This window comes from Mycobacterium sp. 852002-51971_SCH5477799-a, from assembly GCF_001667145.1.
GTDB lineage: Bacteria > Actinomycetota > Actinomycetes > Mycobacteriales > Mycobacteriaceae > Mycobacterium.
This window is the reverse complement of record NZ_LZIF01000122.1, coordinates 24,986-38,233: the sequence shown is the minus strand read 5'-3', so window position 1 is coordinate 38,233 and position 13,248 is coordinate 24,986. Positions and strand designations below refer to the sequence as shown.

18 protein-coding genes are annotated in these 13,248 nt (G+C 63.8%); 11 read left to right on the top strand and 7 right to left on the bottom strand.

The genetic code is table 11. From position 1 onward, the window contains the following. Positions 1 to 49 precede the first annotated feature (49 nt). The 3 genes from A5753_RS22395 to A5753_RS22385 form a co-directional block, all read right to left on the bottom strand. Positions 50 to 571: a hypothetical protein gene (locus A5753_RS22395; RefSeq protein WP_067133685.1), complete on the bottom strand. Its 522-nt coding sequence runs from the start codon at positions 569 to 571 to the stop codon at positions 50 to 52. Positions 572 to 703: 132 nt separating this feature from the next. Further along, a complete protein-coding gene (locus A5753_RS22390) occupies positions 704 to 1,309 on the bottom strand; it encodes a hypothetical protein (protein ID WP_067133683.1) in 606 nt (201 codons plus the stop codon). Next, positions 1,306 to 2,025 (bottom strand): hypothetical protein, encoded by a 720-nt coding sequence (locus A5753_RS22385; RefSeq protein WP_231990144.1) that lies wholly within the window; start codon positions 2,023 to 2,025, stop codon positions 1,306 to 1,308. The genes A5753_RS22390 and A5753_RS22385 overlap by 4 nt, the downstream gene beginning before the upstream one ends. 212 nt (positions 2,026 to 2,237) lie before the next feature. Here A5753_RS22385 and A5753_RS22380 point away from each other — a divergent pair, with 212 nt between their 5' ends. After that, a complete protein-coding gene (locus A5753_RS22380) occupies positions 2,238 to 2,627 on the top strand; it encodes a hypothetical protein (RefSeq protein ID WP_067133676.1) in 390 nt (129 codons plus the stop codon). Between the two features lie 5 nt (positions 2,628 to 2,632). Here A5753_RS22380 and A5753_RS22375 read toward each other — a convergent pair whose 3' ends face one another. Then, on the bottom strand, positions 2,633 to 3,235 hold the full coding sequence (locus A5753_RS22375) for a TetR/AcrR family transcriptional regulator (protein WP_067133674.1): 603 nt from the start codon (positions 3,233 to 3,235) through the stop codon (positions 2,633 to 2,635). A 101-nt stretch (positions 3,236 to 3,336) separates the two neighbouring features. Between A5753_RS22375 and A5753_RS22370 the strand changes: the two genes are divergently transcribed. From A5753_RS22370 to A5753_RS22355, 4 genes are read left to right on the top strand one after another with little or no spacing between them, the layout of a single operon-like run. Further along, positions 3,337 to 4,122: a hypothetical protein gene (locus A5753_RS22370; RefSeq protein WP_067133671.1), complete on the top strand. Its 786-nt coding sequence runs from the start codon at positions 3,337 to 3,339 to the stop codon at positions 4,120 to 4,122. Then, positions 4,119 to 4,934, top strand: a complete 816-nt coding sequence (locus A5753_RS22365; protein ID WP_067133668.1) for a hypothetical protein — start codon at positions 4,119 to 4,121, stop codon at positions 4,932 to 4,934. The genes A5753_RS22370 and A5753_RS22365 overlap by 4 nt, the downstream gene beginning before the upstream one ends. Further along, positions 4,931 to 5,509 (top strand): cytochrome c oxidase subunit 3 family protein, encoded by a 579-nt coding sequence (locus A5753_RS22360; protein ID WP_067133665.1) that lies wholly within the window; start codon positions 4,931 to 4,933, stop codon positions 5,507 to 5,509. The genes A5753_RS22365 and A5753_RS22360 overlap by 4 nt, the downstream gene beginning before the upstream one ends. A 4-nt stretch (positions 5,510 to 5,513) precedes the next feature. Then, positions 5,514 to 5,795 (top strand): cytochrome C oxidase subunit IV family protein, encoded by a 282-nt coding sequence (locus A5753_RS22355; RefSeq protein ID WP_067133662.1) that lies wholly within the window; start codon positions 5,514 to 5,516, stop codon positions 5,793 to 5,795. A gap of 22 nt (positions 5,796 to 5,817) precedes the next feature. On the opposite strand, the gene A5753_RS22350 is transcribed toward A5753_RS22355, so the two are convergent. Continuing rightward, on the bottom strand, positions 5,818 to 7,113 hold the full coding sequence (locus A5753_RS22350) for a cytochrome P450 (RefSeq protein WP_067133659.1): 1,296 nt from the start codon (positions 7,111 to 7,113) through the stop codon (positions 5,818 to 5,820). Positions 7,114 to 7,306: 193 nt separating this feature from the next. On the opposite strand from A5753_RS22350, the gene A5753_RS22345 reads away from it, so the two are divergent. After that, a complete protein-coding gene (locus tag A5753_RS22345) occupies positions 7,307 to 8,026 on the top strand; it encodes a TetR/AcrR family transcriptional regulator (protein ID WP_067133656.1) in 720 nt (239 codons plus the stop codon). Here the strand turns inward: A5753_RS22345 and A5753_RS22340 are convergent. Both A5753_RS22340 and A5753_RS22335 read right to left on the bottom strand, forming a co-directional pair. After that, positions 7,942 to 8,304, bottom strand: a complete 363-nt coding sequence (locus A5753_RS22340; protein ID WP_067133653.1) for a hypothetical protein — start codon at positions 8,302 to 8,304, stop codon at positions 7,942 to 7,944. The genes A5753_RS22345 and A5753_RS22340 overlap by 85 nt on opposite strands. Before the next feature lie 68 nt (positions 8,305 to 8,372). Continuing rightward, the gene (locus A5753_RS22335; RefSeq protein WP_067133650.1) at positions 8,373 to 9,128 is read right to left on the bottom strand and encodes an enoyl-CoA hydratase/isomerase family protein; all 756 of its coding nucleotides are present in this window, start codon (positions 9,126 to 9,128) and stop codon (positions 8,373 to 8,375) included. Positions 9,129 to 9,235: 107 nt separating this feature from the next. On the opposite strand from A5753_RS22335, the gene A5753_RS22330 reads away from it, so the two are divergent. The 5 genes from A5753_RS22330 to A5753_RS24130 all read left to right on the top strand — a co-directional run bounded on the left by A5753_RS22330 (position 9,236) and on the right by A5753_RS24130 (position 13,245). Further along, positions 9,236 to 9,655 (top strand): lipoprotein LpqH, encoded by a 420-nt coding sequence (locus tag A5753_RS22330; protein WP_067133647.1) that lies wholly within the window; start codon positions 9,236 to 9,238, stop codon positions 9,653 to 9,655. Positions 9,656 to 9,741: 86 nt separating this feature from the next. Beyond that, positions 9,742 to 10,932: an amidohydrolase family protein gene (locus A5753_RS22325; RefSeq protein WP_067133644.1), complete on the top strand. Its 1,191-nt coding sequence runs from the start codon at positions 9,742 to 9,744 to the stop codon at positions 10,930 to 10,932. A gap of 90 nt (positions 10,933 to 11,022) precedes the next feature. Continuing rightward, positions 11,023 to 12,426 carry a FadD3 family acyl-CoA ligase gene (locus A5753_RS22320; RefSeq protein WP_067133641.1) on the top strand — a complete coding sequence of 468 codons (1,404 nt, stop codon included), beginning with the start codon at positions 11,023 to 11,025 and terminating at the stop codon, positions 12,424 to 12,426. Next, positions 12,423 to 13,049, top strand: a complete 627-nt coding sequence (locus tag A5753_RS22315) for a fatty-acid--CoA ligase (protein ID WP_067133638.1) — start codon at positions 12,423 to 12,425, stop codon at positions 13,047 to 13,049. The genes A5753_RS22320 and A5753_RS22315 overlap by 4 nt, the downstream gene beginning before the upstream one ends. 10 nt (positions 13,050 to 13,059) lie before the next feature. After that, on the top strand, positions 13,060 to 13,245 hold the full coding sequence (locus tag A5753_RS24130) for a bacterioferritin-associated ferredoxin (protein WP_082971434.1): 186 nt from the start codon (positions 13,060 to 13,062) through the stop codon (positions 13,243 to 13,245). Positions 13,246 to 13,248 lie beyond the last annotated feature (3 nt).

The following is a 13,248-nucleotide window of genomic DNA, read 5'->3' as shown; positions in this document are numbered from 1 at the left end:
CGGAGACGAAGCGGCCCCAGGGGCGGGCAATCAGGTCACGACGGCGCGGTCAGGAAAGCTGGTCGAGACGCAACGGCATCGTGATGTCAAGCCACTGGTTTTGCCCGCAGGCACCGCTTGGACCGACCGTCTTGTCCTTACCCGCGAAAACCCGCGACCCGACTTGGAATCCACCATTGTCGTTCACCGGGTAGAAGAAGTATTGCTGTTGTCCGGGGAACGCGGTGCCGTCCTCGCACCGCTCCCAGTTCAGGACTTCGCGTCTGATCTTCCACATCTCCCCATCATTCATAAACAGCGCCGCACTCCATCCCTGGTCGCTCTTCACCGTGCCATGGCATTCCTGGGTTGACTCGCACGTCGAGGTGATGGTCCATACTTGGTAGACCGTCGGTTCGCCGAAATACTGATCGTTTCTCTGGGCATAGTCGCCGATGGACGTGGCGCGGAAAGTCCCATTGATGGCCACGTCTTCCTTGGTTATTGCCTGGGCTGTGGGTGCAGTGCCCAAACCGCCGAATGCAGTGGCAGCCAACAGCGTTGCGGTGGTGAGTGTTTTGACTGAACGCATCAGGTGCTCCTCGAAGCGCGTAATTCGAGAGTGCCTATGGCACCTTTTCCGCCGTCGGTTGCGGCGTTCTCGAGCGATGACGTTACACCGCTTTGGCCCGCCAGATAATGGTTAGGACAACATCTGTCGCGCTCATCCGGACGGGTCGAATTTCGCGATCAGCCAAGAACCGTTGACCTTGGTCAGCGTGACCAAGACGCTGCTCTGCGTCGTCTCGGGGTCTTTCTTTTGCACGCTTGCGGTGGTCTGGTCGACGAACACCAGCACGATGGCCGAATCGGCATGCAATTCCGAGACTGCGGCCCGAATAACCTTGGCCGTCGCCGTGAGTCGTCCCTTCTGCGCCGTCGGCGCGATGACTTCGTCGGCGAATTTGCTGTAGTAGGCCAGGAAGTCGCCGGTGAGATGCGATTTCGCGTTGTTGAAATCGCGATTCCAATGGTCATAGGAATACGACAATGCCGCCACGGTGCCATCCGACGCCGCCTGGATCGCCCGGTTCGCCGCCGCGTCGCCAACCTGCTGATCCGGCCGGTACAGGATGAAGTACACCCCAGCGGCGACTCCCACGGCGGCGATAACCAGCGTTGTCGCGACGATCGAACGCCACCTTGCCAAATACCGGCGGGCCCGACGCCGAATCGCAGCCGGCCGCCCCTCCTGGTCGACACTTGGAATCGGCGGGCCGTCACTGTCGTTCTCGGTGCCGTCCTGCGAGGAGCCATGTTCGACAGTCATCGCAGGAAATCAACTTTCGACATCTTGAGCTTGCCGCCGTCGCGGTCCAAATTGACACTGAGGCGAAACAGGGCCGGTGGTGGTTTGGCGTTGTCGGGCCCAATGGGATCGGTTTTCGCCGCCACAAGCACGACTCCCGAATTGTCGCTCACCGACTGGACCGCGACGGCTTCAACGGTGACCCTGGTGCCGACCTTCGTCTCCTCGGCCTTATTGACTAGCAGCGTCGACAGCACAGACAGCTGATTCTTCTGGTCGCCCGTGGAGGCATCGATCGAGCGCTGGACATCCTCTTTGGCATGAGCGGGGTCAATCGACATGAATGCCGTGATCCCTTGCCGGGCAGCTGCACTGAACTCCGCGGTGAGCTGACGGTTATGCAGCGCGATGTGGTGCTGCCACAGCATGAAGCCGCTCGCCCCGAGAGAAGCGGAGAAGAGCATGATGCCGATGCCGGCGGCTACTGTTCGCCGCTTTGGGCGCCGGAGCCATCGCGGCCGCCTGGGACGCCGCGGCAACCGTAACCGTTTCCGGATCGACGCCGCGGGGCGCTGCTCGACATCTTGGGCATCGTCGGCCGGGTCCCCGCTTTCGGCTGCCCCGCGCAGGCTTTCCAGGCGTGCCCGAGCCGCTCGGGCACGCGCTTCAGCTTGGGCGACTTCGTCTTCCGCGTCCACTTCCGAGAGGTCGGCCTCAGGCCCGTCCGGATCGCGCACGGAGAGCGAGCTTATCACTTCGGCCCGGGCTCAATGGCGCCGTCGGCCAGCCGCCCCCGCGGCTCTCAAATGCGGAAATGCTCGCCCCGCGGGGGAACGTGACGCAGCCGCGTCCAGTGCCTCGGCGCCGACGGCCGTGCGGGCCGACTGATCTTCTCCAACCAGGAGAATTTTCTTTTCGGGTGTGGCAGAGTAATCGGGTGCGATCAATCGTGGCTCTGGTTGCCGCATCGCTCAGCGCCGGTGTGGTGGCGGCGCCGCCAGCCTCGGCGGGGCCGACCGGCTGCGACTACCCGGCCTGCACCCCGGGCATCATGCCCCATCAGGTTCTGGGCGCGCCGTGCGACAACACCAGCTACTACGCGTTCGGTGTCGCCGACGGATACGTTTCCTTCGCCTCGGAGCCCGGGCGGCTGATGTTCTGCGGCTCGCCGCGCAGATATCAGCCGCGGTGGTTCCGGTCACCGCCGATGGCGGGAGTCAAGGAAGAAAACGCGGATTGCCAGAACTATCTGAACTACGTCGCGCAGGCGCCCGATGGCCTGTTCCTGATCTGCATCGCCCACGACGGCATAGAGAGCTGGGTCCGCGCCGACACATAGCCGACTCAGTCATGGGGTGCACGAGGCAGACCGAGTAGGCGCCGGCTCAAGTCGGTAACCCGATCGAGCAAAGTGTCGTCGTCGATGTCGGCAACCAGCGGATGCATGACCGCGGTGCTGAGCGCGCCGGAGAACATGGCCGCCTCGATCCGCCCGTCCAGACCCGCATCACTCAGCAGTACCTGGTACAAACGGTCCATGAAAAGTTGAAACGGCTTGTGCTCGGCCAGCAATCGGACGACGACGGGGTCGAACTGCAGCGTGCGCACCAACCGGCGGTCGCGCACGGCCATCTCAACCACCCGCACCAATAGGGCATCGCGCGCTTGGGGGCCGTCGTCGTATGCTTCGGCCTCCTCGAGCGCCGGTTCGAGCCGACCGAGTTCACGCTCGGTCACGGCGATGACGATCTGCTCTTTAGTCCGGAATTGGTGGTAGACAGCGGCTTTCGTGATTCCGACGGCATCGGCGATCATCTGCAGTGACGTACCGCTGACACCGTGTGTGGCGATCAGATCCAACGCGGCATCGAGTACCCGCGTCCGAGCCGGGCTGTGCTCGATGAGCCAGAATTGCTCACCGGTGACCGGCTGCCGTGCTGTTCCCACGCACCGAGACTAGACGACGCTATTGACCCTGGCTAGCCGATCGGCTAGCTTCGCTCACTAGCCGGGTTCCGGCAGCGATTTCGTGCGGGGAAGGAGTACCGATGTCCGACGTCGGCGTAAACGATGCGGGCAGTAGCCCATCTGCCCGAAGCGCTTACCGGCGGACCGAGGGCGAGCTGATCCTGCTCTGGACATTGCCGGCGGCGCTGATCCTCTGGATCGCCGCCTTCCTCCTATTCCCGGGATTCGACCCGCCGATGTCACCCACCATGCCGGCAGAGCAGGTGGCCGCCTTCTACCGCGATCCGGGGCACATTCCGCAGATCCGTTCCAGCATGATCCTGTTCAACTGGTTCGGGGTGTGCCTCGTGCCGATACTGGCGCTGATCGTGCTGCAGATCCGCCGCATGGCGCACCGGACGCCGATCTTTTCCTACGCCATGCTCGGGTGCGCGGCCGGCGGCCCGACGCTGTTTCTCGTCGCCGACGTCTGCTGGCTGCTGGCCGCCTTTCGCCCGGAGCGCAGCCCCGAACTGACGCAGCTGCTCAACGATCTCGCCTGGATCACCTTCACCATCCTGGTCCCGTTTTTCATCGGTCAATGCGTAATCTTGGCGCTGGCAATCTATTTCGATGACCCGTCCCGTCCGGTGTTCAACCGCTGGGTGGCAAACTTCAATCTTCTGGTGGCGGCCGCGCTGGTGCCGGCGACGTTCGTCGGCGCGTCGTTGACCGGCCCGCTGGCCTGGGATGGCGTGCTGTCGTTCTGGGTGAAAAACGTGGCCATCGCGCTCTGGATCATTGTGATGGGCGTCGTGTTGGGACGGGCCGTGTATCGTGAGCGCGCCGAATCTCGCGGGCGCTCAGATGAATTGATCACCGCATGAGCGCGGTGGTCGCACCGCCGGCGTCCCCGGCCACGCCGCCCGCGGGCCCCCTGCACCACCGAATCGGTTGGCACCTGAGGCGCGACCCCAAGCGAGAGCTGTGGTTGGCGTGGGGGGTGCTCATGGTGTTCTACAGTCTTTTCTTCCCGATGTTCTTCATCGTGGCGCAAGTTCAGCCGCCGCCGGAGCCCACTTGGGACCTCACGACCCAAGCTCACTGGTTTTCCGAACGGCACCTCGGCATACCCGTCGGCTTCGGGGTCATCTTCGCCATCAGCGGCATGATCGCGGTCAACAACGCCCTCATCGCTTACTCGATGCGGCGCATGTCGGTCAGCCGCGCGTTCGCTTACTCCTATCTGCTCATCTACTCGCTCAGCGCGGTTCCCGGCATGCTGCTGCTCAACATCGCCCTGATCGTCGGCACGCTGCGACCCAACCGCGACCCCGAGGCGATCGGTTGGCTCTATGACTTCGCCTTCTTGTCTTTCGACGGAACCATGGGAGTCTTCCTGATCGGCTCGCTGATCTGGATGGTGGCGATCTTGCTGGACAGGAATCGCGTATTCCCCAAGTGGTTCGGCTACCTCAACCTGTGCAACGCGCTGACCGAGGTGGTCGTGGCGCCCTGCTGGATCTTCCGGCGCGGCGTGTTCGCGTGGGACGGCGAGATCGCTTGGTGGCTGGACATGGTCGTCTTCGGGGTTTACCAGGTCACGTTCATCGTCATGCTGTTTCAGATGATCCGACGTGAAGACTTCGGTACCGGACCGCTGCCTGAGCTGCCGCGAAAGAAGGCGGTTGCGCGATGACAGACCTCGCCGAAGAGCGCGGACGCGCCAGGGCCGTGCCCGGCCAACCCGACATGTGGGCCTTCGTATTGTTCGAAACCCTGGTTTTCACAGGATATTTCGCCTTCTACCTGTTCGCCCGGGGCCGCAATCCTGAGCTCTTCTTGCACTCGCAGGCGCACCTCGACCTGCGCATCGGAGTCTTCAATACTTTGATTTTGTTGCTCAGCTCGTGGTCAGTGGCGCGGTGTGTTCAGTCGGCACGCGCCGGTGCTTACCGCGCGGCTCTCAGGGATGTCGTCGTCACGGCAGGATTCGCCGTAGTGTTCCTGTTTTTCAAGGTGTTCGAGTGGGCGCGGTTGGTCCAAGCGGGGAACGGCATAGGCCGCAACGACTTCTTCATGTACTACTTCTTCCTCACCGGGATCCACTTCGTTCACCTGCTGATCGGCTTCGTCGTCCTGGGCGTCGTCGTCTACCAACTCATGAGTCCGGCGCGGCGCTCCCAGGAAATCGTCGAAACCGGCGCAACGTATTGGCACACCGTCGATTTCCTATGGGTGCTCATCTTTGCGCTGCTTTACGTGGTGAGGTGAGCGGGTGAAATTCAACAAGAGGTTGCTGTTCGTCTGGGTGATCCTGGCCGCGCTGACGCTGGCTTATCTGGGGATAGATCACTCCGCCGGCGGACTGCTGAAGTCCAGCGCGGTGGTGACGTCGAGCGTCATCGTCATCGCACTTATCAAGGTGCGCATCATATTTCGCGAGTTCATGGAGGTGCGAGACGCCCCGGTCCTGCTGTGCCGACTCACCGACGCGTGGGTGGTGCTGATCGCCGTCGTCTTGCTCGGCAGCTACTTCGTCGGAATGCAGGTCCGGTAGCGCTCGCCAGTGGCGAGTGTTCCTAGGCCACCGGAGCGACCGCGTCCGCGGTGGTGAACGTCAGGTGCAGCTCGCTCAGTCCACGCAGGATGTAGGTCGGCTCGTAGGTGTAACGACGATCGGCGGCCGGCCCGTGATGGGCCTCGTTGATTTCAATGTGCGGCATCCGGTCCAGGATGCGCTCGATCGACACACGCCCCTCGACGCGGGCGAGCGGACCGCCGGGGCACGAGTGCACACCACGGGCGAACGCCATGTGTTCGCGAACGTTCTTGCGGCGCAAGTCGAACTCGTGCGGGTTCTGGAACCGGCGCGGGTCGCGGTTGGCGGCGCCCGGCAGGATCATCACCACGGTGCCCGCGGGGATGTCGACACCGCCGACGGTGGCTGCCTTGCGGGCCAGCCGCGAGTCGCTCTTGACGGGGCTGTCCATCCGCAGCGATTCCTCGATGAACCCGGGGATCAGGCTGCGGTCCTCGCGCAACTGTTGCTGGATATCGGGCCGGTCACCGAGAACTTGCAGGGCGGCGCTGAGCAGCTTCGCCGTGGTTTCCTGGCCCGCGGCGAAGAGGAAGGTCGCCGAGCGGACGACCTCGATCACCGGGGGCGTCGATCCGTCCGGGTACTTCGCTTCCGCCAGGAAGGTGAGCACGTCGCCGCGAGGCTCGCGGCGCCGATCCTCGATGTAGTTACAGAACTTGTCGTCGAGCCACTCCAGGGGGTTGATGCCCACCGACTCGTGGTCCAGGGCGCCCACCCGCGCGCCGGGCCGGTCGGCGCCCAAGACGGTGCGGAACTCCTTGTGGTCCTCCTCCGGGACGCCGAGCAGGTCGGCAATCACCAAGGTGGCGAAGGGCTTGGAATATTCGGCGATGAACTCGCACTCACCGAGGCTGAGGAATTCGTCGAGCTGACGGTCGGCGAGGCGCCACATGAACTCCTCGTTCTGCTTCAGCCGGCTCGGGGTCAGCAGCTTGGCGAGCACCGACCGTGCCTTGGTGTGGTCGGGCGGGTCCATGGTGACCATGTGCTCGTTCATCGGAAAGGAGCTGCGGTGCGCATCGATCTGCGGGCCGATGTCGTCGCCTTCGGGCGTGAACGGTAACGGCGGGAAGGGCCCACCGAGGGCGACGATGTTGGAGAAAGTGTCCGGGTCCTTGTAGATCTCGCAGGCTTCGTCGTAGCCGGTGACGGCGATGACCCCGTAGTGCGGCAGGCGCAACACCGGATTTTGACTGCGCAGGTAGTCGAAGTAAGGGTGCGGATCTGGGACCAGTGACGGATCGGTGAAGAAGTCGATCGAGTCGAAGGTGCTCATCGGATTGCGTCTCCCTGGGCTGCGTTTACCGGCGGTATTCGGCGGCAAGCTGTACCGCCGCCCGATTTCGAGATCGAAAATGTGCTGAGCACCTGCTTAGCATGGCGGTAATGTCAGGGTCAAGGTCGCAACGCCACGCCACGATACGATCCGTGTGGTCGGCACGGGATGGCACACAGTACGGAGCAGGGACATGACATCGGCCCGCAGAATCGGGGCGCCGGACGCGAAAAACCGCGGCTTGTTGCTCGATGCCGCCGAGCGGCTGATGCTCGAGGAAGGCTATGCCGCGGTCACCTCGCGCCGCCTCGCGAACAAGGCCGGGCTGAAGCCTCAGCTGGTGCACTACTACTTCCGCACCATGGAGGAGCTGTTCCTGGAGGTCTTCCGTCGCCGGGCGGAGGAAGCGCTCGAAGTGCACGCGCAAATGCTGAAGTTGCCGCAGCCGCTGTGGGCGCTGTGGCGATTCGGCACGGACCCCGCGTTCACGCGGATTTCGATGGAATTCATGGCACTGGCCAATCACCGCAAAGAGATGCGGGCCGAAATCGCTTATTACGCAGAGCGTTTCCGCGAAGAGCAGCGCCAAGCGGTGGCGACAGCGCTGGAGCGCTACGGCTCCAGAATTCAAGACGAAGGCCAAGACATCGACATCCCTCCGGTCGTGTGGACGGTGTTGATGAGCAGTCTGTCGCGCTTTCTGGTACTCGAGCAGGCGATCGGTATGTCCGCCGGACACGCCGAGACGTTGGAATTGGTGGAGAACTACTTGCGCCGCCTGGAAGGCGAGCCGCAGCCGATCGAGGGCGTACCGCAGACCTGGGTGGTTCACCAATTCCGCAGCGAGCAGAGCACGCCTTTGGGACCGTCCTTGGATACGACGACGGCGCCGTCTACCGCCAGATCGCAGTGAAGTCCCGGCGTGCCGGGCTCCGTGCCCGTGCTCGCCACGACCATCGCGTAATGGTCGGGGTCCGACATCTCCAGATCGAAGCCCCATGGCTTGCCCGGGGCCAGGTCGACGTCGACGTGCGGTGTGAACGAGTAGGGGTTGTGGCTGTAGTCGGAGAATTTGTCCGGCTGGTGGTCCAGGTAGTAGATGCTCGTATAGATCGGATTCTGTGCCGAGACGCTGTACCTGACGTGATGCATGACCGGGTCGGCATGTGCCCGTCCGCTTCCCACCAGCACGCCCGCCGATGTCAATAGAGCAGCCAACGACACGACGGAGCCGACGCCCATCACTGTCCTGGTTGTGGTCATGACGCTCCTCCGGCGGCCGGGCGCGGTTTGTTGTTGCGGTTCATCACCCGTTCTGCGGCCTGCCAGTGCGGGTCGGCAACCCAAAGCCGTGCGAAGGATGCTATCGCCTCCTCAGGGGAAACTCCGCGGATTACGCGCTTTACCTCGGCCGCCGGGCGGCGGGTCAGCGACCTCGCGATGGCTCGCCAACCCTCGTCGGGTGAATCGAAGACGCCGCGGGGCACGACCTGGTCCACTAGGCCGATGCGTTCGGCGTCGAAAGCGGTGAGGGCGGTTCCGGAGCCGGCCAGCAGCAGCGCCCTGCTCTTTCCGACCAGCGCGGCCAGTCGCTCGGCCCCGCCCCAGGCAGGCATGATCTCCAGCTGTACTTGGTTGAAGGCGATCTTGATGTCGTCGGCGGCTACCCGGATGTCGGCGGCGACAGCGACTTCGGCACCGCCACCGAACGCGTGGCCGTTGAGCGCGGCGATGACCGGTGCGGGGAAGTCCGCCAGCTGGTCGCAGATGGACCGCATCCGCCGGGCCATGGCCGCGGCGTCCTGCTCGGTCCGCAGCGCGCTCAGTTCCTTGAGGTCGCCGCCGGAGACGAAAGCTTTGTCTCCGGCGCCCTTGATCACCAGCGCTTCAGCGCCTTCCGCCGCAACGAGCGCCTTCTCCAGCTGGTCCATAGTGTCCAGACCGATGGCGTTGCGTGCCTGCGGGCGATCGATGGTGACCACCGCCAACCCGGCATCGATCTCCAGGTCCACCATGTGTATCGCTCCTCGACAAGAACACGATATTGGCATTCTCTTTTCGCGAGAATAACATCATCGCTGCAGGCCCAAGAACTTCAGCCAGTGAGGATAGAGGTGATCCGATGCGGAACCGAATGGTGGCCGCCGCGGCGGTCCTTGCCGTTGCCTTGGTTGGGGCGTGCACGTCGCGGTCGCCGAGCCAAATCGCCAGCACCGCATCGGTGACCGTCAACGGCAACGACCGCAGTTTTCACGTTGTGAAATGCAGTCAGAGGGAATGGACCCGGACGATCGAGATCGGCAGCGACTTTGCCGGAGCCAAGGTCGTGATCGACGAGAGTGCGCAACCGGCGACGGCCGAGTCGGTACACATCCAGAACCTGGGTGGCTTCAGCGGAATGTACTCCCGGGGCGGCGACGGGGAGGCCGGCATGAGCATGACCGGTGACAAATTCACCGTCAGCGGGACCGCCAACGGCTACCTGACCGCCAAACCCGGTGAACCGGCTACCGCCACGTACAAGATTTCCGTGGCGTGCTGAGCACGCCGAACCGCGATCCGGGGACCCACGTTGCGATTACGCGCGGGTAGAGAATAGTATTCTCATAAATTGCGAAGGAGGATTTCATGGGCCAGTTGTCGCACAAGGTGGACGTCCCGTTCCCGATCTTTGACGCGGATAATCACCTCTATGAGCCGCCGGAGGCGCTGACCAAGTTCCTGCCCAAGGAGTACAAGGACTACGTCCAGTACGTGCAGATCAACGGTCGCACCAAGATTGCCATCCGCGGCCAGATCAGCAACTACATCCCCAACCCGACCTTCGAGGTCGTTGCCCGGCCGGGCGCCTGGGAGGAGTACTTCAAGTACGGCAACCCCGACGGCAAGACCAAGCGCGAGCTGTTCGGCGAGCCGATGCGCGCGATCCCGGCGTTCTTCGAGCCCGGCCCGCGCCTGGAGACGATGAACGAGCTGGGCCTGGACAAGACCCTGATGTTCCCGACCTTGGCCAGCCTCCTGGAGGAGCGTCTGCGTGACGACCCGCTCGCCATCCACGTTCTGGTCCACGCCCTGAACGAGTGGCTAGACGAGGTCTGGGGCTTCAACTACCAGAACCGCATCTTCACCACACCCGTCATCACCCTGCCGATCGTCGAGAAGGCGATCGAGGAGCTGGAGTGGGCGGTCAAGCGTGGCGCCCGCGCCATCCTGGTTCGCCCGGCGCCGGTCCCCGGCTTCCGCGGTCCGCGGTCGTTCGCGGTGCCAGAGTTCGACCCGTTCTGGGAGCGGGTTGTCGAACACGACGTGCTGGTCGGCATGCACTCCAGCGACAGCGGTTACTCCCGGTACACCTCGGAGTGGGACGGCGCCGACCAGGAGATGCTGCCGTTCCAAACCAACGCGATGGGCATCCTCAACGAGTGGCGGCCGATCCAGGACTCGGTCGGGTCATGGGTGATTCACGGCGCGCTCTACCGCCACCCGAAGCTGAAGGTCGCGATCGTCGAAGCCGGCTCGAAGTGGATGACCCCGCTGCTGGACGGCTTGGCCGAGGTCTTCCGCAAGGCCCCGGAGGCCTTCCCGAGCGACCCCGTCGAGATGGTCAAGAGCCGGATTCACGTCAGCCCGTTCTTCGAGGACGGCATCGACGATCTGGTCAACCTCGTCGGTGTGGATCAGGTGCTGTACGGCTCGGACTGGCCGCACCCCGAGGGGCTGGCGGAGCCGACCTATTACATCGAGGCGCTGTCACACCTGTCGGTCGACGACCAGGCAAAGATCATGGGCGGCAACCTCGGTCGGCTCGTCACGGTGTGACGCGTAGCCGCCGGTCGGCGACGATGCAGAGCGCGAAGCGCGATGAGGAGGAGTCGGCCAATCGAACCTGAGTGGCAGACCATCCCGGAGATGGTCCTCAGCGCAGCGGACCGCTTCGGCGACGCGGAAGCGGTCGTTGACGGTTCGCTGCGCTTGACTTTCAGGCAGGTTGACGAGCGAATTCGTTGCGCCGCAGGCGCTTTCGCTGACCTTGGCATCGAAAAGGGCGACCGGGTCGCGATCTGGGCACCGAATTCGGCCGAGTGGATCATCGCCGCGTTCGGGTTGCTCACCGCGGGCGGTGTGCTCGTCCCGGTCAACACGCGGTTCAAGACCGAAGAAGCCGGCGACATTATCGTCCGCAGCACCGTGAAGGCCGTCCTGGTCCAAGAGGGTTTTCTGAACCAGGATTACACCGCGCCCGCCGGGGTGCCGGTCATCGACCTGAAGTCCGACTTCCTGTCCAGTGGTTCGCCATTCGAGCGTCCGGTGAGTGGCACCGACACCTCGGACATCATCTTCACCTCGGGCACGACCGGGCGCCCCAAGGGGGCGATGCTCAACCACGGTCAAACGCTGCGCATGTACGAGGAATGGGCGACGCTTGCGGATTTACGCGAGGGTGACCGCTATCTGCAGATCAACCCGTACTTCCACACGTTCGGGCTGAAGGCCGGCCTCGTGACCTCTTTCCTGCGCGGTGCGACGATGCTGCCCGTCGCGGTGTTCGACGTCGACACGGTGGTGGATTTGATTGAACGCGAACGCATCACGATGCTTCCCGGACCGCCGACGCTGTATCACTCGTTGCTGACGGTGGGGGACAAGTCCAGGCTGTCGTCGTTGCGTGCGGGAGTGACCGGCGCCGCTGACATCCCGGTCGAACTGGTGCGTCGCATCCATGACGAACTGCCGTTCAAGACGTTGATGACCGGTTACGGCCTGACCGAGGCCGGCAACGTCACCCTGTCTTTGCCCGGCGATTCGTTCGAGGATGTCGCGACCACCGCGGGCATGCCGTGCGAGGGGGTCGAGGTGCGCATCGCCGAGGACGGCGAGGTGCTGGTCCGTGGCTACGGAGTCATGCAGGGATATCTCGACGAACCGGAGGCCACTGCCGAAGCGATCGACCGCGATGGCTGGCTGCACACCGGAGACCTCGGAGACTTCACGGAGACAGGGCGGCTGCGCATCGTAGGCCGCAAGAAGGACATGTTCATCGTCGGCGGCTTCAACGCCTACCCGGCCGAGATCGAGGGCTTCTTGCTCAACCACCCGGCCGTCGCGCAGGCCGCGGTCATCGGTGTCCCCGACGAGCGGATGGGCCAGGTCGGCAAAGCATTTGTGGTCCGCAACGGCGATGTCGGTGCCGATGAATTGATCGGCTGGTGTCGTGACCGTATGGCCGGATTCAAGGTGCCGCGCACGGTAGAGTTCCTCAACTCACTCCCACTCAACGCGACGGGGAAAGTGATGAAGGACCAACTCCGATGAACAACGGCGACATCCATTCGATGGTGATCGCGTCGGACTATCGCGTCCCCGATCCCACCCGGGTATGGCCGCTGCTGAAACGCAACAAGGCCGCCCTGGCCGATATCGGCGCACACCACGTGTTGGTCTACACCTCAACCCGCGATCACGGCCGGGTGCTGGTGATGATCGGCGTTCACAGCCGCGAGCCGATCGTAGAGCTGCTGCGGTCCCGGGTCTTCTTCGATTGGTTCGACGAGGCCGGCGTCGAAGACATTCCCGCGGTCTTCGCCGGCGAGATCGTCGACAGGTTCATCGCGCAGCCACCGAAACTCCTGGCGGCGCCCGGCATCGTGGTGGCTGCCATCGCGTCCGTCAACGACGTGTCCCTGCTGACCTCCGAAGTCAGCACGGCGATCGACAGGTTCACCACCGCCGGCATCCGAAAGACGTGGGTGTTTCAGGCTTTCGACGACGATCACGAGGTGCTGATCCTGCAGGAGTTCCCCGACGAGGAAAGCGCGCGGCACTGGATCGACCACCCCGACGCGGCGGCGCAATGGATGTCGGGTGCGGGCATCGGTGCCTACCCACCTTTGTTCGTCGGCCGATTCTTCGACATGATGCGCATCGAGGCGGACTGAGGATCCGCCCGTGTTCGTGTGCCTGTGTAACGGAGTCACCACTCAGACGGTGACCGAAGCCGTTTCATGCGGAGCGTCGACCACGAAGGAAGTCGCCCAGGCGTGCGGTGCGGGAGCCGATTGCGGACGCTGCCGTCGCACGGTGCAGGCCATCCTGCGATCGTCCAGTCCGGACCGAACCCCGAACTCGCGCTAGCTC